Genomic DNA, 21,845 nt, shown 5'->3' on the forward strand with positions numbered 1-21,845 from the left:
GACACTTTGGTTACCGATTGCCTGTTCACCGGGCAGCGTCTGGTTAGGGACATGCCGATGTAAAACGAGGGGGTGTATCTACGATGGGCTATTGCTTCGCGAAACAGGCGCCAGGCGACCATCACCGCCTGGCCTGATCATAGGTCAGGCAAATTTACTCCGCAAGAGCCTGCGGGAAGGGCATCGCCAGGTTGGTTTCGGGGGGGAGTGTCTTGGAGGGTTGCTCGGCTATCAGTAACGACCGCAAGCGGAGCGCGCCGGCCCACGAAGGGCCAGAGGCTTGAGGATGGAAGCCCGCAGGGCCAAAACCGGGCGCAGCCGGGGTTTGGTTCACGAGAGCCGTCCCCCGGAGGGGACAAGCCCAAACCGCATGTCGTTACTCCCCCAAACGGGGGCTAGGTAGATCGCTATCTGCTGTGGACGGTCGACCTACTCCCTACCGTCACAGAGACCTGGGCTTGGGGTCGTACCTGGACAGCTCGAGATCACGCAACTCCATCAACTCATCACTCTGGCGCATAAACTCATCTTGAGTGATTTCTTTGAGCTTAAATTTTTTGTACAGGGCATCGTACTTTTTCTGATAGATCTTTAGCGTATTAGTTTGATGAACGCTTTCCGCAGCATTACCAATGCTCTTATCTCCTTCGAATACCTTGGTCAGGTAGGTTCTGAGGGACTCAACGCTCTTATGGCCTGTCCATTCCTTGACCTTGCGCAAAAACTCTTTATCGCTAATCAGTGCTGCCTCGAATTCATCCTTGCTTTCAAATTTGTGCCGCTCAACCAATAGCGTGAACAAGTTGGTGATGAATGCATGGCGGAACATGTGAGCGCATGCCTGTTCTTCAATGCCGGCAGCATCTCTAATGTTTGCTACAATCTTGGTTATGGTCTCTGGGGTTATCGGCTTAGCCGTTCTGTCTGATATAAACAAATAGTCATTTTTGTTTTCTGGATGAGATTTTATTAGCTTTTGCCGCAAAGCCAAATAATCTTTGACATCTTTTAGTGCAACAGCATTAACTGGGAACTCACGAACAAAGCTCTCGCCACGTTTCAGCGTTACAAATTTGAGCATCGGATACTTCATAAGCATTGCATCTCGCAAGGCCGATGTCGTCAAAGATGCAATTTCTGTACGACGAGCGCCCGTGTGTTGTAGGAGGGCAAGCAATGCAAGGTGACGAGCTTTAAGAAATTCGGATTTTTCAGAATCGCGTACTGCCTGCTCCATTCGATCAACGTTGTGCTCGGAAATCGGACTCCGAGTATGTTCGCGGAAGGGCAAAGGGAAGGAGTGGTGCGATGTTGTTTTCGTTACTTTATGGTGCTTGTTAAATGTGCGAATGACTTCCTCGGTGGTCAACTTGATGGTGCCCTTTTCAGAAACGAAGTTAGGGTCGCCATGGAACTCGCCGATCCAGGTTAAAAAGTTTAGGCACTCTCTGCCAATATTTAGGGTGGTTCTGTCTTTACGCTTGGGTTTGTCTAGTCTTCTAGGATCCGACTCTTGAATAAGCTCAATAATGAAGTCTTCAAAAAATTTATCGGTTATATGGTAGGGGTCAATCCTGTATTGCCAGCAACGCTTTATTAGCTGGCTAATATAGCTCGCGTACTGGCCTATTGTTCCGCCTTTGCTGTCCTGCATGCGACCATCGGCAGAGATTTGTTCGTGTTTCTTGGAGAGTTTAAGTAAGTAAAGGTTGGCGATATTGCATGGCTCGTTGTTTGGCCATTTCATGTAGGGAAATTTATAGAAGGAATGCTTGCGCGTTTTGCCCCCTGCGTACCTTTGGAACAGATCAACATGATCAAGCGTTTCTACTAGGAATTTGTCAGTCATCTTTCTTGCCCTTGGCCGCAATGGACACGACTGATGCTTTCTGTATGGGCGGAATTTGATACATCGCAGGGTTCAAGCTGGTTATTGCGGTGATACGTTTCAATATCTCTGCAGCACGAATCTTGCGTGTGACTTCATCTTGGGCGCTTACGACGCCATCTAGTTTGCTGCGAACATCTGATAGGGTCTGGAGGAGTATCAAGTTAGCGCGTTTGTGCACATCTAGACTCAGATTGGCCTCCGCAAGCTGCTCTAGTATAGCCTCTCGAGTTCTATTATTCTTTGCGGGAGGTGGTCTTTGTTCTTCTTTTCTGATAGCCAGTGCGGCATTTTTTCGAAGACTGTCAATTGCGGAGAAGCCACCTGGCATGCGCTCTTCGCTTCGCTGCTTAAAGGTGTTTAGGCTTATCGGAGTTATGTAAATTGGCTCGTCCTCGATGCTAGTTCTCAGGTCGAGTCTTGCCAGGGATGCTTGGCTGATTAGTGCATCCCTGATTTCGGTGTTTTCGAGGTACTTGGACGGCGTTGCTATTATTGCTAGTAGTAACTTTCGCGTGTTTTCAATTGAGGCGGTTTGAATGGCCTTGCCTTCATCCCAGTTCATCTTTTTTCCTCAAAACAACAAGTATGTCTACCCGTAAGCCAGTATCACTTTCAAAAAATACTGGCTCAATGGTCATCTGATCGGTTTCCATCAGGAAATCGAAGTAGTCTGCAAGTTTTTCTGCGTCCATTACTGCCACGCTTCGGGTGCCAAATTTCGACTCAATCAGGTCAATCACATCAGTATAGTGCGTGGCGCCGCCACTGGCGATACGCTCGCTGAGGGCTTGCGACAAAGTGTTCCGAAGCTCTTTGCCAGGTAGCTCCTCGGTGATGTAGTTCCAGATGTGCGCGGGGTCAGTGTGTCCGAACATCCACTGGAGGATGCCCGCGCTGGCCCCGTAGCCACAGTGAAGGAAGACCAGCGCGAAAAACCGCCGCAGTTGATGCTGACGGATGTAGTAACGACGCCCCTGGCTATCACGCTCGACCTCAAAGTAGTCGCAGAACAGGTCAATGTTCTTGTAGTAGAGGTACACGTCGCAGGGCGTCAGAGAGCTTGTGCCGATGATGCCTGGCGACGAGAACAGCGGAAGGTGGTGATCGATGAAACCAACCTCGATCAGCTCCTTCTGAAAGTCGATCAGCGTCTGAACCATCTCCGCTGCAAGGGGATCGATGGGGCGAGCATTCCGAGCCCTTCGGCCCTTTTGACCTCGGCTGGACTTAGCGATGCGGGCGATCAGCCAGCTTTTGTCCTCGCTGAGGCAGTTGGTAGGGTCGAGGTCGCGTAACTCACTGCCACGCTTCGCCATGGTTGCTCCGACCAATAACTGGATGGCTCCGTAGTACACCCCGATGAGCTCCAGCAGGCCTGCATTGTCCCTTAACTTGCCAAAGTACACTTCCTTGGATTCTTTGAGTTCAGTCCCCGGATCTCTTCCGCTTGAACGAGTTGAAACCCCCAGATACTGCACTCCAAGCTGAGCAATGGAGGGTTCCAGGAGCGAGACAACAGTCTCGTCCGGAATGCCAGTGATGTTCACTTTGTGTTTGACAGAATACTTGGCGATGTTTATGTAGCTTTTGAGAAGCTGTGGGCCGTGTTTGAAGTGAAACTCGATCCCATCCTTGATCGATTTGAAGATAATTGGGGTGGGGACGTTTTTGAACCGTCCCATTGCGGCTCCACTAACCTTATAGACAGCAATTTCTCGGAGATCTTCTTTGCTGGGAAGCTTGAAGTCGAGGGTTGAGATCTTTTGTAAGAATGTAAATGCAGTACGGTACAATACCAAGTCCCGTTTGGTCATTCGGTCTGGGGTACCATTCGTGACCGGAACGCTTTCAAACTCACGAATGAAGCGATCTTTTCGCCAAATAAAACCTAGAATGCTGTGCAGCGGCTTGAGCCGCTTCTTTCCAGCCAAAGTATCCTTGTATAGTAGAGCGCTGACGCGAACTGAGTTAACGTTGAGACCACCATTTGGATTGGTGTGGTACATTCGATTGATATAAAGCGCGGCTCGTACTTGTGGAATTAGATCCAAAGGGATCGGAAGCGTATTCTCTTCAAGCTGAATAGGAGATATGTCAGCAAGAGTGGGGTACTTCTCTAGATATTCCTCAATTTCCTCAGGATCGGTTGTCTGCAGAAGGGACATGCAGTAGTCCGCTAGGCGGTTGTTCCAATCATAGGTGCTCAAAGCAACGGTGCTGTTGGTGCCGATCTGCTCGAGAATGTCGCACATCACATCATAGGTCAGTGCGCTCAGGCCATGTTCTACCAATTCCAAACCTTCAGCGTTTTGAAGGATATGGTCGATGACCGTCAGGGTTCGCCGAAAAGAGGCCGCCTGGGAGGCCAAGCTATTGGTGAAGCCGGGCCCAGCTGCATTCTCAGTTGAAGCGATCAACCAGCATTGCAAAGAGTTGAGCAGCTTGAGGTGCTGCGGATCGGTTAATAACGATCCGTCATACAGGTGAACACGCCAGTCCAAGTCTTGGTCTGTCCTGAACCCAAAATTGTACTTCCACACAGGATGCTTATAGCTAGAAACAAGCCAGGGAGCCGTCATGAAGTGGGCTAAGTCACGCTTCTTGAACAGGGCAGCGAAATGTGCGAGGTGTTCAGGATACTGCATGGATCATCTTCTCGTAGGCGCTTGGGCTGCAGTTCTTAATGGCAGTTTCAAGGTGAGCTTGCAGGGCTTTGTCGCGAGCCTTATGGATGTACTTCTCGACCATGTCGCAAACTGCCGCCCAGTACCTTGCCAGTCCTCGAATAGAGTGTGGCGTCTTGCTGGTTTTCACGGCCTGCCTGATGGACATCAGCGCGGTCATGCTTTCAGCAGATACAGAAACGCCCACCTCCACGATCTCGCCGTCGGCCAAGAGGTTTTCTTCCCTGGTTTTGAGGTTCTCTGGAACCTCCTTGAGCGTGTACCGGCTCAAGAATTCGTGCAGTTGCTCAAAGTCGTCAAACTTGGAGGCTCGCAGCAGGTATTCGCTGTCCTTCATAGCTTCACAGATGATGCCCTTCTGGAAGATACGTACATACCGTGTTGCGAAGAAGTCGTAGATTGCGGTCGGTAGGTAGGAGTCCAGCAAATCTCGACTCATATAAGCGTGGCCAAGCTTCCTGGCAAGCCTCGGCAAATTGTGGTTCTCAATATAATCAGCAACAGCTGCCTGGGCACGCACCCTGCTGGTAGATAGCTTCTTGATGAAATCCACCAAGTCGTCGCCTCTTTTAGCGGTGTGGGGAGATAGGCTGTCAACGAATTTTTTTCGTGTGGACGCGTATTTTTCTACTACAGTTCGATTCAGGCAATTGCTGTCTGCTGTTTTCGGATAGTTAAAGCTATTTCCGCAGGTCAGGAAGAGCTTCTGCCAGATTGGATCACCTTGCTTTTTGAGATACTGTCGTAGTGGTTCCGTGATCTCTTCCACCATGCGAACGAGCGCGGCGGCCTTTGGGTGTAGCAAGATTTTTTGCTCAGAGTTTTTGCTCCCACGTCGATCCTTGAAACCAATAAGCTCATAGCCCTTATTGGTCTTTGAGAAAGAAACCCTTTTCTTGCCATCCCAAATCACTAGGTCGTCCATGAAGGTAGTGGTGATTTCCGGGTGGTAAAGAGTAAGTAAGCACTGGAACGGCAACATACTATAAGTCGTTGGTAGGCCGAGCTTTTGTGCAAGCGCCGGAAGCTTGATGCGGTAACGGCTGCGTGCATGTTCTGTCGTGCACATGCCTTCTTCTTCAAAGGTGCGGAAAATATTAGCGACGCCAACTTTGTCAAAGTTTAGGCTGAGTCTGGGTTTTTTGTAGAAATGGTTCAGGAAGGTGCCGTTCTTGGCTTCCCTGATCCGAGTTCGTTGGGCTTTTCTGATTTGCAGAACCTCTGATATCGCCCATTTTTTGATGCATGACAGGTCACTTGTAATTTCCCCGTAAAGCAGATCAATGGCTTGGATGTCAGTGACGTGCACAGGTACTTCCGTCAGTAATTTATCTTTGATCTCGATACCGTGTTTATTCGTCGTAAGGTTGAGATCTGACCCAGGGCGAGCCTTCCCAGGCGGAAGAGGAATTGAATCTTCGTCGGCTGACCAAACGCCGGGTTTAAGGAAGCAGCGGATAATTAGGTTTCGCATGGTTCTGAAAGTGCGGCCATTCAGATCCGGGTTTTCATTGCGCTCGTATTCAGAGGTTTGGTAGTGCCAGAAAAGCTGCTCGAAGAATTCCTCCATCATTTCTGGAGACTGGAAAGCAGCAGGGGGGAACCGAAACCCTTGCTCAGAGATGAACTCGGCGAGCTTATTGAGCATCGGACTCGAGACCTTGGCGCGTTTTAGGGAGTCGCGCCTGGCTGCTTCATGGAAGGCTCGGGTGAATTCTGCGCCATGAGAGTGATACATCGCGGCCAGCTTGAGATAAACCGGCTTGCCCTTCTTGCCCTTGACCGCCCACCCAGCCCAGAAAGAAACGGTCTCTGGGTCTAGCTTGTGCTTGCTCTCTCGCCATACCTGAATGAAGTGAGGCAAGCGAATGCGCGACCAGACTGGCAATTGCAGGTCTGGAAGCGCATCGACCAAGCCAGAGAGCATTTCGATAACGGCGACAGAGCGCTGCCGGATGACGTCAGCTTCAAGTGTGAACAGATCGCCAGAGCTCAGGCTTCCAAGAAAGCTTTCGGCTAGCCAAGTGAGTTTCCCTGCATCCAGGTTTGTCAGGGTCAAGTGCTCACCTAGGCAGTGGCAATGGCAATCGAAAAGCTTGAGGGCATTCCCCTTTTGCTCACTGATAGTCGTGGGCGTCATCAAGAGCTTGCATGCCAGCTCATCATCGATGGCTTGCAGCGGGTAGTGGTGGAGGTAGGCCTTGCTTTTGATGATTGTCACGGTTTTTGATTCTCTTAAAGCCTGTCATGTGGCCTGGATCGTATAGGCTTTTAGGTTCCTTGACAATCTGTCAAATCGGCAAACTTTCAGAGCGCAGCCTGGATGCCGACCTGGCCCTGGCACTGAGCCTCAATGGCCGTGAACTGCTGCGTGACGACCCGCCGCTGAAGATTCTGCTGATGTCGGCGACCCTGGAGGGCGAGCGCCTGTCGCGGTTGCTCGACGCGGCGCCGGTAATCAGCAGCGAAGGACGCATGCACCCGGTGGATATCCGCTGGGGGCGGCCGTTCCAGCCGGGTGAGTTCATCGAGCCGCGGGTCGTCGACAGCGTGCTCCAGGCCCTGGCCGAGCAGCCCGGCAGCGTGCTGGTGTTCCTGCCCGGCCAGGCCGAGATCCGCCGTGTGCACCAGCGCCTGCAGGAGGCGCTCGGTCAGCGCCCGGACATCCTGCTCTGCCCGCTGCACGGCGAACTCGACCTCGATGCCCAGCGCGCCGCCATCGACCCGCCACCCAAGGGGCTGCGCAAGGTGGTGTTGGCGACCAACATCGCCGAAACCAGCCTGACCATCGACGGCGTGCGCGTGGTGATCGACGCGGGCCTGGCCCGGGTGCCGCGGTTCGACCCAGGCAGCGGCATGACTCGCCTCGATACCCAGCGCATTTCCCGCGCCAGCGCCACCCAGCGGGCCGGCCGTGCCGGGCGCCTGGAGCCTGGCGTGTGCTACCGGCTGTGGTCCGAGGCCCAGCATGACCAACTGGCCGCCCATGGCAGCGCGGAAATCCTCCAGGCCGACCTTGCCGGCCTGGCCCTGCAACTGGCCCGCTGGGGCGTCACGCCCGATCAGTTGCGCTGGCTCGACCAACCGCCGGCTGCCGCCTACGGCCAGGCCCAGGACCTGCTGGCGCGGCTCGGTGCCTTCAAGCCAGGCAGCCGCGAGCACCTCAGCGAGCATGGCCAGGCCATGGCCGAACTGCCGGCGCACCCGCGCATCGCCCACCTGTTGCTGCGCGGCCAGGACCTGGGCCTGGCGAGCATGGCCTGCGATGTCGCGGCCTTGCTGGGCGAGCGCGACATCCAGCGTGGCGGCGGTGCCGACCTGCACAGCCGGCTGGCGTTGCTCAGCGGCGAGAGCAAGGCCAGCCGAGGCGGGCAGGGCGGGGTGCAACGTGCCCGGCAACTGGCCCGCCAGTACCGTGGCCTGCTGCGGGGCAAGACGCGGGCAGCGGTGGCCGACCCCGAGCACTCGCGCTGGCTCGGCGCCCTGCTGGCCCTGGCCTACCCCGACCGCGTCGCCCAGCAGCGGCGCGAAGGCGGTGCCGAGTACCGCCTGGCCAATGGTCGGGCAGCGCTGTTCGCCGAGGTCGATGCGCTGATGAAGTGCCCATGGCTGGTGATCGCCGACCTTGGCAGCCGCCAGGGCCAGCGCGAAGAGCGCATTTATCTCGCGGCCGAATTCGATCCGGCATTGCTCGACACTGTATTGGCCGAGCAGGTCGAACGGGTCGATATCCTCGACTGGGACGAGCGCGAACAAGTGCTGCGTGCCGAACGCCAGATCAAGGTCGGCGAGCTCGTGCTCAGCCGCGAGCCGCTGCCGGGCCTGGATGACGATGCCCGGGCCAAGGCGCTGCTCGGCCTGGTACGGCGCAAAGGCCTGAACCTGCTCACCTGGACTGCGGAACTGCGCCAGTGGCAGGCGCGGGTGGCGCTGCTGCGCCAGCTCGACCTGGAAAAGGATGGCCACAGCGAATGGCCCGACCTGGGCGACGAGGCGCTGTTGGCTGGCCTGGAAGACTGGTTGCAGCCTTATTTGGGCAAGGTCTCGCGACTCAGCCATTTCGCCGCCCTGGACCTGCCCTCGATGCTGCGCAACCTGCTGCCCTGGCCCTTGCCGCAGCGCCTGGATGAGTGGGCGCCGACCCATCTGGCAGTGCCGTCGGGCTCGAACATTCGCCTGGACTACAGCGAAAACCCGCCGATCCTCGCCGTGCGACTGCAGGAGCTGTTCGGCCTGGCCGACACCCCGCGCATCGTCCAGGGCCGTCAGCAGGTCAAGTTGCACCTGCTGTCGCCTGCGCGGCGGCCGGTGCAGGTGACCCAGGACCTGGCCAACTTCTGGCGCACCACCTATGCCGAGGTGAAGAAGGATCTGAAGGGCCGCTATCCCAAGCATTACTGGCCCGAAGACCCATTGATCGCCGAGGCCACCGCCCGGGCCAAGCCAAGGGGTACCTGATTGCAGGCCTGGGCGCTAAATGTATACCGCAGGTCGATGATTGATTGACGTCAAAATAATGGCCACCTAACATCATCGACTTTTTGCCGCATTGCCCGGTTTCGAAGGATCGAACATGCTTTCCCCCTCCCTGTGCTTGCGCGCCAATGGCTGGCTCGCGTGCGCCTTGCTCGTCGCTTTCTCTCCGATTGCCGGTGCCGCCTCCATCAGTACGCCCGGTGACCAGGATCTGATCCGTGACCGCCAGAACCGCCTGCTGGAAGAGCAGCACCGGCGCCTGGAGCAACTCAAGGAGTTGCCCGGCAAAGAGGCCGAAACGGTGGCGCCGGTAACACCCAGCGACAGCCGTTGCTTCCAGATCGACGAGATCGTGCTCGACGGCGCCGATGCGCTTTCCTCCTCGGAGCGTGAGCGCCTGCTAGAACCTTACGTTGGTCAGTGCCTGGGCGTCGTGCAGCTCAACGCGGTGCTCAAGGGCATCACCGATCTCTACATCCGGAAAGGCCTGGTCACCAGCCGTGCCTACCTGCCCCAGCAAGACCTTTCCAGTGGTCACCTGAAAGTCATCGTGGTCGAGGGCCGCATCGAGGGCTTGAAGTCCGCTAAAGGCAGCAAGCTTTCGGCCCGTGAGTTGGACATGAGCTTTCCCGGCAGCGTTGGCGACCTGCTGAACCTGCGCCAGATCGAGCAAATGGTCGACCAACTCAACCGCCTGCCTTCCAACCAGGCGCAAATGGAGCTGACCCCAGGCAAGGCTGTGGGAGGCAGCGAGGTGGTGGTGCGCAACACCCCACAAAAGCCCTGGCGCGTGGGCCTCTCGCGCAGCAACGATGGCCAGCGCAGTACCGGCGAGCAGCAGTGGGGCAGCAGCCTGGAGTGGGACAGCCCGTTGGGCCTGGCCGACCAGCTGATGCTGCGTGGCAGCCACGATGCCATCAGCGACCACCAGAAGACCTCGCGCAGCGCCATGCTCTATTACAACCTGCCGTTCGGCTGGTGGAACCTCAGCTACAGCTACAGCCAGAACGAGTACCGCGCACTGGGCGAGGGGCGGGGTTTCACCTTCAAGCAGACCGGTGACAGCCAGAGCCACCAACTGCGCCTGGAACGGGTGATCCACCGCGATGCCCAGAGCAAGACCTCCCTCAACACCGGCCTGAGCTACCTGCGCACCAACAACTTCATCGAAGACAGCAAGGTGGACGTCAACAGCAACCGCTTGAGTGAAGCGCAGTTCGGTATCAACCACGGGCGGCGTATCGGCAACGCGTTCATCAACGTCGACCTGGGCATGCAGGAGGGCATCGGCGCCTTCGATGCCCAGCGTGAAAAACAGCGCGACGCCAAAACTGGCGAGCGCCTGGCCAACGCCCGGTACCGCAAGTACACCGCCACGGTCAGCTACCTGCAGCCGCTGCAGCTCTGGGGCGAGTCGCTGCTGTTCAGCAGCCTGGTCACCGGCCAGCGCAGCGAGGACCCACTGTTCAGCTCGCAGCGCATGAGCCTGGGCAGCCAGTCGTCGATACGCGGTTACAAGGACGAAAGCCTCAACGGCGACAGCGGCTACTACTGGCGCAACGACCTGCGCTGGAGCCGGCAGGTGGCCTGGGATTGGCTACGCCCAACGCTGACCGAGTATGGCCTGGGCCTGGCCTACGACGTCGGCGCCATTCGCCATGATCGCTACAACAGCGGGCAGAGCGGGCGGCTGTCGAGCAATGCCATCGAACTGTTCGCCCGTGGCAAGAACCTGGCCGCCAGCGTGACCTTCGCCCACTCCCTCGAGCGGCCGAGCGCCATCGAGCAGGGAGAGGCTCCGGTCTACTTCCGCCTGGACTTCTACCTCTAATTTCGATTTTTCCGAGTACCGACATGGACGTTCGTCAATTCGCCTTGCTGGCCCGTCAGCCTTCGGCTGCCCTGCAACCCCGTCAGACCTTCTGGGGCCTGTCCAAGCGTGGCCTGGCGTTCATGCTGGCCAACATGATGTTCTGGCATCCGCTGGTGGCCATGGCCGACGGCATCAAGGTCAACGGCAGCGGCACCAGCGTCGGCCAGGCCGGCAATGGCGTGCCCATCGTCAATATCGCCAAGCCCAACGGTTCCGGCTTGTCGCACAACAAGTTCAGCGACTACAACGTCGGCCAGCAGGGCGTGATCCTCAACAACGCCACCGAGCGCACCCAGTCGACCCAGCTGGGCGGGATCATCATCGGTAACAGCAACCTGGGCGGGCGTGCGGCCAGCACCATCCTCAACGAGGTCAACGGTGGCAGCCCGAGCCAGTTGAAGGGCTACACCGAGGTGGCGGGCAAGTCGGCCCATGTCATCGTCGCCAACCCCTATGGCGTCACCTGCAATGGCTGCGGCTTCATCAACACGCCCAAGGCCACGCTCACCACGGGCAAGCCGGTCATCGAAAATGGCCAGTTGCAGCGCTACCAGGTGGAGCAGGGCAGCGTCGCCATCGAGGGGGCAGGGCTCAACGCCAACAATGTCGATCAGTTCGAGATCATCACCCGCAGTGCCAAGATCAACGCCGAGATCCAGGCCCGCAACCTGGCGGTGGTGGCCGGCAGCAACGATGTCGATGCAAAGACGCTGGCCGCCACTGCGCGTGCTGGCGACCCCTCCCAGGCGCCGCAGTTGGCCATCGATTCCTCGGCCCTGGGCGGCATGTACGCCAACACCATCAAGCTGGTGGGCACCGAGGCCGGACCGTGGTCAACGCCAAGGTCGGCCAGTTGGACAATGCTGCCGGGACCGTGCGCGCCGGCCAGCACCTTGGCCTGACGGCCAGTGGCGCTGTGGATAACCGCGCCGGCCAGCTCACCAGCCTCAAGACGCTGGACCTCAAGGCCGGCCAGGTGAGCAACGGCGATGCCGGGCGTATCGCCAGCAACCAGGCGCTCACCGCCAATGTCACGGGGCTCGACCAGAGCAACGGTGGTCGTCTGACCAGCGTCAGCGAACTGAGCCTGACACTGAACAAAGGCCATCTGAACAATCAGGGCGGCCTGATCAATGCGCCGCGCCTGACGCTGAATGAACTCGACAGCGTGGATAACCGCCAGGGCGAGATCTCCAGCGCCCAAGCGTTCGTGCTGATCGCACGAAGCCTCGACAACAGCCTCGGCAAGCTGCTTGGCAACCAGAGCCTGACCCTGCATCTGGACCAGGCGCTGAACAACGAAGGCGGGGTGATTTCCGCGACCGGGCTCGATGTGCGTGCCGCGAGCCTGGACAATCGCCAGCAAGGTCTGCTCAGCAGCCTGGCAGCCCTCAGCTACGACGGTACGCAGTTGGACAACCGTGGCGGCCTGCTCAGTGCCGGCGGCCCGGTTCGTCTGCAAGCCGACAGCCTGGACAACAGCGGCGGGCGGATTTCCAGCCAGCGTGCGCTGGTGGCCGAGCTTGGTCGGATCATCAACCAAAGTGGCGAGCTGGTAGCCCAGGGTGACCTGCTGCTCACCGGCACCCACCTGGACAACCGTGGCAACGGCCTGGTCGGTGGCACCAGCGCGTTGCAACTGAACGTGGCCGAAGTCGACAACCGTGGCGGGGAAATCTCCACCAGCAAAGGCCTGACCCTGCAAGGCAGCCGACTGGACAACAGCGACAGCGGCAAGGTCCTGGCCGGCACCACGCTGCAAGTGCAGGTCGCCGAGGTGCTCAACCGTAACCTCGGCCTGCTGTCTGCCACAGGGCCGATGAGCATCGTCGGCCAGCGATTGGACAACCAGCAGGGGCGCCTGGTCAGTGGCGAGGATCTGGATATTCGCCTGGGCGGCGGGTTGGCCAACCTTCAGGGGCTGATCAGTGCCGAAGGGCACCTCACTGCCAATCTCGGCCACCTGGACAACGACAGCGGCAAGCTCTCCAGCGCCATGGGCCTGGCCGTGACCAGCAGAGACGCGCTGCTCAATCGCCAGGGCTCGATCACCACCGACGGCGACCTGACGATCAGCAGCCACAGCCTCGACAACAGCCAGCTCGGCGTGCTCAGCAGCAACGGCGCAGCCAAGGTCGCCACCGGCACCTTGGACAATCTCCAGGGCGGCCAACTGGTCAGTGGCGAGGGGCTTGAGCTGACGGCGGGTCAGGTCAACAACGGCCAGGGCAGCCGTATCGCCAGTGAAAAGGCACTGGTCGCCAGCGTCTCCGGCCTGACCCAGGATGGCGGCGAACTGTTCAGCAAAGCTGCGTTGACCCTCGACCTGAACCACGGCGTGTTGAGCAACCGCCAGGGCCTGATCAACGGGCCGCTGCTGGTGCTGAAAAATCTCGCTGAAGTCGACAACCAGCAAGGTGAGATATCCAGTGACCAGAGCTTCACCTTGGCGGCGCGCAGCCTGGATAACCGCAACGGTCGACTGATCGCCGGACAGGGCCTGACCCTGCGCATCGACCAACTGCTGAATAATCTCAAGGGGCTGGTCTCGGCCGATGCCCTGGATCTGCACAGCGCCAGCCTGGACAACCGCCAGGGCCTGATCAGCAGTCGCGCCGACCAGGTACTGGTCGTCGCTGGCGACTTGCTCAACCAGGGCGGTACGCTGATCGCCGATCAACGCCTGGACGTCCGCGCCGGCAGCCTGGTCAACCAGCAGGGGCAGGTCTCTGCTGGCAGCGAGTTGAGCGCGCAGGTCGGCAACCTCGACAACCAGGCCGGTGTGCTGGTTTCAACCGGGGCCGTGGCACTCAGCGGTGACACCCTCGACAACCGTCAAGGCGGCCTGGTAGGCGCCACCCACAACCTCGATCTGCAGTTCGCAGCGGTGGACAACCGCGCGGGCGAGCTGTCGAGCAAGGCTGACGTCACCTTGGGCGGTACTCGCCTGGACAACAGTGATGCCGGCAAGGTACTCGCCGCCGGTTCGTTGCAGATGGCCGTCGCCGAGGTGATCAACCGCAGCAAGGGGGGGCTCTCTGGCCAGGTCGGCCTGCGCATGAGCGGTGACAGCCTGGACAACACCGGCGGCCTGCTGCTCAGCCAGCACGCCATCGACACCAAGCTGCAAGGCAAGCTCGACAACCGCCAGGGCCTGATCAGTGCCGAGGGCACTCTGAGCCTGGCGAGCGGCGAACTCGACAACCGCGCCGGCAGTGTGTCCAGCGCAGGTGTGTTGACCCTCGAGCACACCGGCAACCTGCTCAACCAGGGCGGTGAACTGGTCACCGATGCCGCGCTGCACCTGCGCGCCGCTCAGGTCGCCAACACCGACCAGGGCATCATCAGCGCCAAAGGGCTGGCCAGCATCGAGGCCAGCAGCCTCGACAACAGCCGCAAAGGCCGGATCGACAGTGGCGCCAGCCTCGACCTGGCCGCCGGTCAGCTGAGCAATCGCGACGGCGGACGCATCGCCAGTGACGGCGCGCTCGCGGTCAATGCCACTGGTCTGGACCAGCAAGGTGGGCAACTGTTCAGCAACAGCGCATTGACCTTGGACTTGAACCACGGCCTGCTGGATAACCGTCAGGGCCTGATCAATGCCCCGCTGCTGGTGCTCAAGCAGCTCGGCGACGTGAACAACCAGGGCGGCGAGATCTCCTCGGCCCAGGCCTTCACCCTGGCTGCCCGCAGCCTCGACAACGGCAGCGGCAAGGTACTGAGCAACCAGTCGCTGACCCTGCGCATCGCCCAGGCCTTGAACACCATCAAAGGCCTGGTCGCCGCCGAAAGTCTCGATATTCACGCTGCCAGCCTGGACAACAGCGGCGGCACGCTGAGCAGCCGTGGCGGCCTCGACCTGCAGGTGCTCGACCGTCTGAACAACGGCCAGCAAGGCCTGATCAACGCCGCAGGCCTGCTGGATATCGCTGCCCGGTCCGTGGACAACCAGGCAGGCTCGCTGTTGGGCAACACCATTCGCTTCGACTTCGGCAGTGCCACAGGCGACCTGAACAACGACGGCGGCCTGATCACGACCGCTGGCGCGTTGACCTTCGATCATCTGCGCGACCTCAGCAACCGCAGCGGTGAAATCTCCAGCCAGCAAGGCCTCGACCTGTCCGGCCGTGGCCTGGACAACAGTGCCGGCAAGCTGATCAGCAGCGGGCAGTTGCATGTCACTGCCCAGCGCCTGCTCAACCAGGGCGGTCTGGTTTCGGGCTGGCAAGGCCTGGGCGCCGACCTGGGCAGCCTCGACAACCGCAACCAAGGTACCTTGTCCAGCCGCAGCGGCGCGCTTGATGTACAGGTCAGCGGCGACCTGCAGAACAGCGCCGGTGGCGCGTTGGTCAGCCAGCAGGCCCTGAGCGTGTCGGCGGCGAACCTGGACAACAGTGGCGCTGGCATCCTGTCCAGTGCGGGCGGGCAACGTCTGACCATCCGTGGCCTGCTGAACAACGGCCAAGGCGGCCTGATCGACAGCGGCGCGGCCCTGACCCTCAACGCCATGGCCCTGGGCAATGGCGCCGGCAGCATCAGCGCCCAGCAGGCCCTGGAGGTGAATGCCAACAGCCTGGACAACAGCGCCGGCAGCCTGATCGGCAACGCCGCCGTGACCCTGAAGCTGCTCGGCGCCCTGACCAACAACAACGGCAAGCTGGCCAGCGCCGGCCCGCTGCGTATCGACGCCACCCAGGTCGGTAACCAGGGCGGCCAGATCGCCAGCCAAGGCTTGCTGAGCCTGTTCGCCAGCAGCCTGGACAACCGCAATCGCGGTACCGTCGCGGCCAACCAGCAACTGACCCTGGCGGTTGACGGCGAACTGCACAACAGCGCCGATGGCCTGATCTACAGCCAGAACGGCGGCCTCGACGTGCGCGCCGCCAGCCTGGGCAACGCCAAGGGCACCCTGCAGAGTCAGGGTGCCTTGGTGCTGGTGGCCGGTGATATCGACAACCAGAGTGGTCGCCTCCTTGCCGACGCCGGCGACCTCGGCGTCACGGCCGGCAACCTGGACAACCGCGGCGGCGTGCTGTCGAGCCTGCAAGGCGCGCTCAACGCCGACCTGCGCGGCGTGCTGAAGAACGGCTACGACCTGAACAACAACCGCCAAGGGGGTATCACCCAGGCGCAGTCCCTCGCCCTCAAGGCCCTGGCGGGGATCGACAACTACGGTGGGCGGATCTCCGCGCAGGCCGGCGACGCCCTGGTCACCACCGCCGACTTCGACAACCGCAACGGCGGCTTGTACGCCCAGGGCCTGGTCAAGGTCAGCGGCGGCAGCTTCGACAACAGTGGCGACAACGATGGCCAGATTGCCGGCCAACGCATCGACCTCGACCTCAGCGGCGCACTGAACAACCGCCTGGGCATCATCGAGAGCGACAGCACCCTGGCGATCAGCGCAGCCAGCCTCGACAACCAGACCGGCCAACTGCGTGCCTTGGGCAGCGGTGGCACCACGCGGTTGCAGATCGGTGGCCAGTTCGACAACCGCAACGGCACCCTGGAAACGGCCAACAGCGATCTCTCCCTGGGTGTCGGCAGTTTCCTCAACGGTGGCGGCAATCTGCTGCACGTCGGCAACGGCAACTTCGCCATCAGCACCGCCAACGTCACCGGCGCCGGCGGCAGCATCGTCACCCGCGGCGGCCTGACCCTCAACGCCTCCAGCTGGAGCAACAGTAACGTCATCCAGGCCGGGCGCCTGAGCGTCAATGTCGGCGACTTCAGCCAGACCGCCAGCGGACAGTTACTGGCCAGCGAGGCGCTGGTGGGCAGCGGCGGCAACTGGAGCAATGACGGCCTGATCGCCAGCGATGGCAGCCTCAGCCTCGATCTGACCGGCACCTACACCGGCAATGGTCGCCTGAGCAGCCGCGGCACCCTCGGCCTGGGTGCCGGGCAGGTGAATCTCGGCAGCACGGGCAGCATTGCCGGTGGCGGCGCCACCCGCGTTACCGTGGCGGGGCAGTTGAACAATGCTGGCCGGTTGACCTCGGCTGCCGGGCTCACCCTCGGCGCCGGCGGCGTCAGCAACCAGGGCACCCTGGGGGCGGGCGAGGGACTGACCTTGACCACCGGAGCTCTGCTCAACAGCGACGGCGGCCTGATCTTCAGTGGCCAGGACATGGGCTTGCGGGTCGCCAGCCTGACCAACAGCTATGCCGACGTCTACAGCCTGGGCCGCCTCAGCATCGACCGCGATGGCCTGGGCGGCCTGGCCAACAGCATCGTCAACAGTTCCGGTTCGCTGCAGAGCGACCTGTCCATGAGCCTGGCGGCCAGCACCATTCAAAACGTGCGTGCGGTGCTGCAGACCGATGACAAAGGCCTCTACACCGCCCGCGTCGGCGAAGTCGCCTGTATCGAGGGCTACAACGCCGGCGACTGCAGCGGCAAGCGCAACCACGTCTGGGAAATCGTCCAGCGCGACAAGTTCGAAGTCATCGACGCCAGTGCCGCCTCCAGCATCACCACCGGCGGCAACCTGACCATCCACGGCGGTTACCTGCTCAACAGCAGCAGCACCATCGGCGCTGGCGGCAACCTGGTGGCCACGGTCGACAACCTGACCAACACCGGCGTGGAGACCGGCGAGACCGAGACCACCCGCATCGTGCGTTCGCAGCGCACCAACAATGCAGGGTCGCTGTATCAGCTCGCCAGCTCGATCACCAACAAGTACTGGTTCGAGAGCGCGGGCTACGACCCCGCGAACCTGGGTGGGCTGGAAGCCGACCTGGCCCAGTTCATCGGCAAGACCGAAGCCGAATTGGTAAGCCTTGGCAGCACCCGCAAACTGTCCTCGGGTGACCAGCGCTATGCCGCCGTCATGCAGGCCAATGGCGCAGTGAGCATCACTGCCGGCAATGGCATCGACAACAGTGTGGTGCGCCCGGGCTATGCCTACATCGGCAGCGGTGCGCGCACCGACACCACCGCGCCTGGCACTGCGTTCTCCACCCGTATCACCCTCAACCAGCAGCTGCCCCCGGACCTCGCCCAGCAGCAAATCAACCCGCTGGCGCTGCCAGGCTTCAGCCTGCCCACCGGCCAGAACGGCCTGTTCCGCCTCAGCAGCGAGGCGGGCAGCACCTCTGCCAGCGGCCCGCAGAGTTGGAGCATTGGCGGCGCAAGCCTGGGCCTGGCTCAGCGTCAGCAACCCCTGCCGGTGATACAGGGGCACGACATTCGTGCCGCCGACGCCAGCCTGGCGACCGCCAGCAGTACCGCATTGAGCACCGCCGAGCGTACCCAGGCAGCTAGCGCCGGCCCCGCCAGCGCAGTCGACACCCGTCTGGGCGCGGAGGACAGCATTACCCAGGCGACCGCGCTCAATGGCCAGGGCCCGCTCACCATCGACCGGGTGCAAGGCCTGCCGGACAGCAGCGTGCGCAGCAACCCGCACAAGTACCTGATCGAAACCAACCCGGTGCTCACCGACCTCAAGCAGTTCATGAGTTCCGACTACTTGCTGGAAAACCTCGGGTACGACCCCGACGACAGCGCCAAGCGCCTGGGCGACGGCTTCTACGAACAGAAGCTGATCCAGCAAGCCGTGCTCGCCCGCACCGGCCAACGCTTCATCGATGGCCAGAGCAGCGACGAGCAGCTGTTCAAGTACCTGATGGACAACGCCATCCAGAGCAAGCAACAGCTCGACCTGGCCGTGGGCGTGAGCCTGACCTCCGAGCAGGTCGCCGCCCTGACCCACGACATCGTCTGGCTGGAAACCGCCGAGGTGAACGGCGAGCAAGTGCTGGTGCCGGTGCTCTACCTGGCCCACGGCACCGACCGCCTGGCGCCCAACGGCGCGTTGATCGCCGGTAACGACGTCAGCCTGATCGCCGGGCAGAACCTCGACAACGTCGGCACCCTGCGCGCCAGCAACAACCTCTCGGCCCAGGCCGGCAACGACCTGATCAACAGCGGCCTGGTGCAAGCCGGCAACCGCCTCGACCTGCTGGCCGGCAACGACCTGGTGAACAAGGCCGGCGGCATCATCGCCGGGCGCGACGTGAGCCTGGCTGCCGTGCAGGACGTGATCAACGAACGCACCCTGACCTCGCACCAGAGCAGCAACGGCAGCTACGCCCAGCAGCGTGACTTCGTCGACACCGCCGCCCGGGTGGAGGCGGCGAACGACCTGGCGATCAAGGCCGGGCGTGATCTGAACAACGACGGCGGGGTGCTCAGCAGTGGGGCCGACACTACCCTGCAGGCCGGGCGCGATGTGAAGCTGACTTCGGTCGAGCAGGTGGTGGTCAATGACCGCGGCGTGCGCCATACCGACAGCAGCGTGACCCAGAACGGGTCGAGTGTGCAGGCTGGGCGGGACCTGACGGTGAATGCGGGGCGCGATGTCAGTGCGGTGGCCAGTGCGATCGAGGCCAAGCGGGATGTGGTGATGTCGGCGACGGAAAACATCAATTTGGTGTCCGCTGCCAATGAGCAACATTCGGCGAGCAAGACCAAAAAAGTCACGAGCCAGGAAGATCATGTCCAGCAGGTGGCCAGTACTGTGGTCGCTGGCGGTGATGTGGTGTTGGCATCCGGCACCGACCTCAATCTGGTTTCAAGTCGCGTCACTGCCGGGGATGAGGCCTATCTGGTGGCGGGTGGGCAGTTGAACCTGCTGGCGCAACAAGACAGCGATTATTCGCTGTACGACATGAAGAAAAAGGGCGACTGGGGGAGCAAGAAGACCCAGCGTGATGAGGTTACCCAGGTAACCCACGTGGGAAGTGAAGTCCACGCAGGCGGCAACCTGACGCTCAAGAGCGAGGGCGATCAGACCTACCAGGTCGCCAAGCTGGAGAGTGGCAAGGACCTGACTCTGGAGAGTGGTGGGGGGATCACCTTCGAAGGGGTGAAAGACCTGCATCAGGAGAGTCACGAGAAGTCCAAAGGTGACCTTGCCTGGAACAGCATGAAAGGCAAGGGCAGCACCGACGAGACCCTGCGGCAGAGTCAGTTGTTTGCTCAGGGGGCGCTGACGATCAAGGCGGTGGAAGGGCTGAAGGTCGACCTGAAGCACATCGATCAGAAGACCGTGAGTCAGACCATTGATGCGATGGTGGAGGCGGATCCTCAACTCGCTTGGTTGAAAGACGCTGAGGCTCGCGGTGATGTGGATTGGCGCAGAGTGCAGGAAGTCCACGATAGCTGGAAGTACAGCCATTCTGGGTTGGGGGCTGGGGCTCAGATAGTGATTGCGATCGTCGTGACTTACCTCACGGCTGGGGCGGCCAGCACAGCAATCGCAGCGGCTGGAACCGGAACCTCGATGGCTGGCGCCACAGCAGCAGCTACCGCGACGACGTCGGCGGGTTGGCTGAATGCGGCAGGCACTGCAGTGCTCAGCGGCATGGCGGGCACCGGTGCGGTCAGCACGATCAATAACCGTGGGAATCTGGGCGATGTACTCAAGGATGTGACGTCCAGTGATGCCCTGCGTGGGTATGCGGTGGCCGGCACGACAGCTGGATTGACCTCTGGGCTGTTCGACAAATGGACCTCTACGGAGACCGGTACCTCGACCGCCTTGCCGAATAGCGGGACAGTCACGTCGGCCGCCGGGCTGGGAACCTGGCAAGGCGTGGGCCAGTTTACAGCCAATCAGTTGCTACAAGGCGGTACCTCCGCGCTGGTGGACCGGGCATTGGGGGGTGAAGGAAACCTCAGCGATGCGATGCGCAGTAGCCTGGCCAATGCTTTTGCGGCCTACGGCTTCAATCTGGTCGGGGATGCCACTGCCGGCGTGTTGAAAGACGGCAGCATCGGCAAGATCGGCCTGCATGCTTTGGTGGGCGGTTTGGCTGCGGAAGCGGCAGGTGGCGACTTCCGTACCGGAGCGCTGGCGGCTGGGGTCAACGAGGCCGTGGTAGATAGCCTTGCCAAGCAATACGCCAGCCTGCCCGTCGATGACAAGAAGGGCTTGCTGATAATGAGCTCCCAATTGATCGGCGTGCTGGCGGCTTCGACGCAGGGCGACGCGTCTGCCGATAGCCTACAGAAAGGGGCCTGGGTGGCGGGAAGTGCCACTCAGTACAACTATTTGCTGCATGAAGAGATTCTGGAGCGAAACGAGAAAGTCAAAGGCTGTGGCAGTGACGAGGCTTGTCAGCAGCAGACCCTCAGGTACTACGCAGATTTGGACACGGCCCGGAATGCAAGCCTGCCTGGGCTCTGCCAGAGCAATCCAGATCAATGCATGGGGTTGATGAGGCAGTTGGCCTCGGAGCGCGGGCTGAACGCAGCCGCGATGGAGAAACTGCGGTTTGAAGACGTCAATGCTGCGATTGGTATTCAGCTGGCCTCGGAGTCGAATGAAGCGGCAATAGACACCATTCAGCTTGAGCTGATACGGCAGCGATACGGGGAGGGGACAGCTGTTGCGTTGGAGGTGCTGCAGGTTGCGGCTGCGGGGGGGTTGGGGAAAAGGCTGATTAGTGCTCTCGGGCGGTTGGGGAAAGGTGGTGGTCAGCAAGCTACGGGGGTTGAGCTAAACGGCGCGGGTAGTCAAGGGGAGAGTAGCGGGTTAGTCTCTGGTCCAAAAGCGACAGATTCCGCATCGAATATTGCTCTTTTCGAAAGACAGCGAGCAGGTTATGCAGCCCAAGAGATAAAAAATGCACAACCTGTCGGAAGTGCACTTAAAGAAGACCCTCTTCATCGTGCTCCCAGTTATGTGATTGACCAGATCCCAGAAAAAGGAAGGCTTTTCACCATCCGAGGTGGGGATGGAAAGTCGTACAACCTTACCCAGATGGAAGGGGCCGTGGATGGCAAGTCTGGTATATTCGAGTGGCTCGTTAACGCCAAGGGTGAGTTGACTCATCAGAGGTTTATCCCAGCCGGAAAGATTACTGGTATGCCTAACCAAATTCCATCTAGATTACCAAGATAAGAGGTCCGG

6 protein-coding genes and 2 pseudogenes are annotated in these 21,845 nt (G+C 60.3%); 4 read left to right on the forward strand and 4 right to left on the reverse strand.

From position 1 onward, the window contains the following. Positions 1 to 442: 442 nt before the first annotated feature. From E6B08_RS03815 to E6B08_RS03830, 4 genes are read right to left on the reverse strand one after another with little or no spacing between them, the layout of a single operon-like run. Positions 443 to 1,849, reverse strand: coding sequence for a tyrosine-type recombinase/integrase (locus E6B08_RS03815; RefSeq protein ID WP_136912807.1), 1,407 nt, complete (start codon positions 1,847 to 1,849; stop codon positions 443 to 445). Then, positions 1,842 to 2,453, reverse strand: a complete 612-nt coding sequence (locus E6B08_RS03820) for a hypothetical protein (RefSeq protein WP_111533185.1) — start codon at positions 2,451 to 2,453, stop codon at positions 1,842 to 1,844. The genes E6B08_RS03815 and E6B08_RS03820 overlap by 8 nt, the downstream gene beginning before the upstream one ends. Continuing rightward, entirely contained in the window at positions 2,440 to 4,536 is a 2,097-nt protein-coding gene (locus E6B08_RS03825) for a site-specific recombinase (RefSeq protein WP_136912808.1), read from the reverse strand. Before E6B08_RS03825 ends, E6B08_RS03820 begins: the two co-directional genes overlap by 14 nt. Beyond that, entirely contained in the window at positions 4,523 to 6,796 is a 2,274-nt protein-coding gene (locus E6B08_RS03830; protein ID WP_136912809.1) for a hypothetical protein, read from the reverse strand. Before E6B08_RS03830 ends, E6B08_RS03825 begins: the two co-directional genes overlap by 14 nt. Positions 6,797 to 6,885: 89 nt before the next feature. Here E6B08_RS03830 and hrpB point away from each other — a divergent pair. From hrpB to E6B08_RS03850, 4 genes and pseudogenes are all read left to right on the forward strand, one after another. Continuing rightward, positions 6,886 to 9,033: pseudogene (hrpB, locus tag E6B08_RS03835) on the forward strand (ATP-dependent helicase HrpB); the annotation flags it as partial. 115 nt (positions 9,034 to 9,148) lie between these two features. Beyond that, positions 9,149 to 10,882, forward strand: coding sequence for a ShlB/FhaC/HecB family hemolysin secretion/activation protein (locus E6B08_RS03840; RefSeq protein WP_136912810.1), 1,734 nt, complete (start codon positions 9,149 to 9,151; stop codon positions 10,880 to 10,882). A 23-nt stretch (positions 10,883 to 10,905) separates the two neighbouring features. Next, positions 10,906 to 11,751: pseudogene (locus E6B08_RS31410) on the forward strand (filamentous hemagglutinin N-terminal domain-containing protein); the annotation flags it as partial. Between the two features lie 2 nt (positions 11,752 to 11,753). After that, the gene (locus E6B08_RS03850) at positions 11,754 to 21,836 is read left to right on the forward strand and encodes a hemagglutinin repeat-containing protein (protein WP_136912812.1); all 10,083 of its coding nucleotides are present in this window, start codon (positions 11,754 to 11,756) and stop codon (positions 21,834 to 21,836) included. Positions 21,837 to 21,845 lie beyond the last annotated feature (9 nt).

Origin of the sequence: Pseudomonas putida, assembly GCF_005080685.1 — a bacterium.
Classification (GTDB): domain Bacteria; phylum Pseudomonadota; class Gammaproteobacteria; order Pseudomonadales; family Pseudomonadaceae; genus Aquipseudomonas; species Aquipseudomonas putida_V.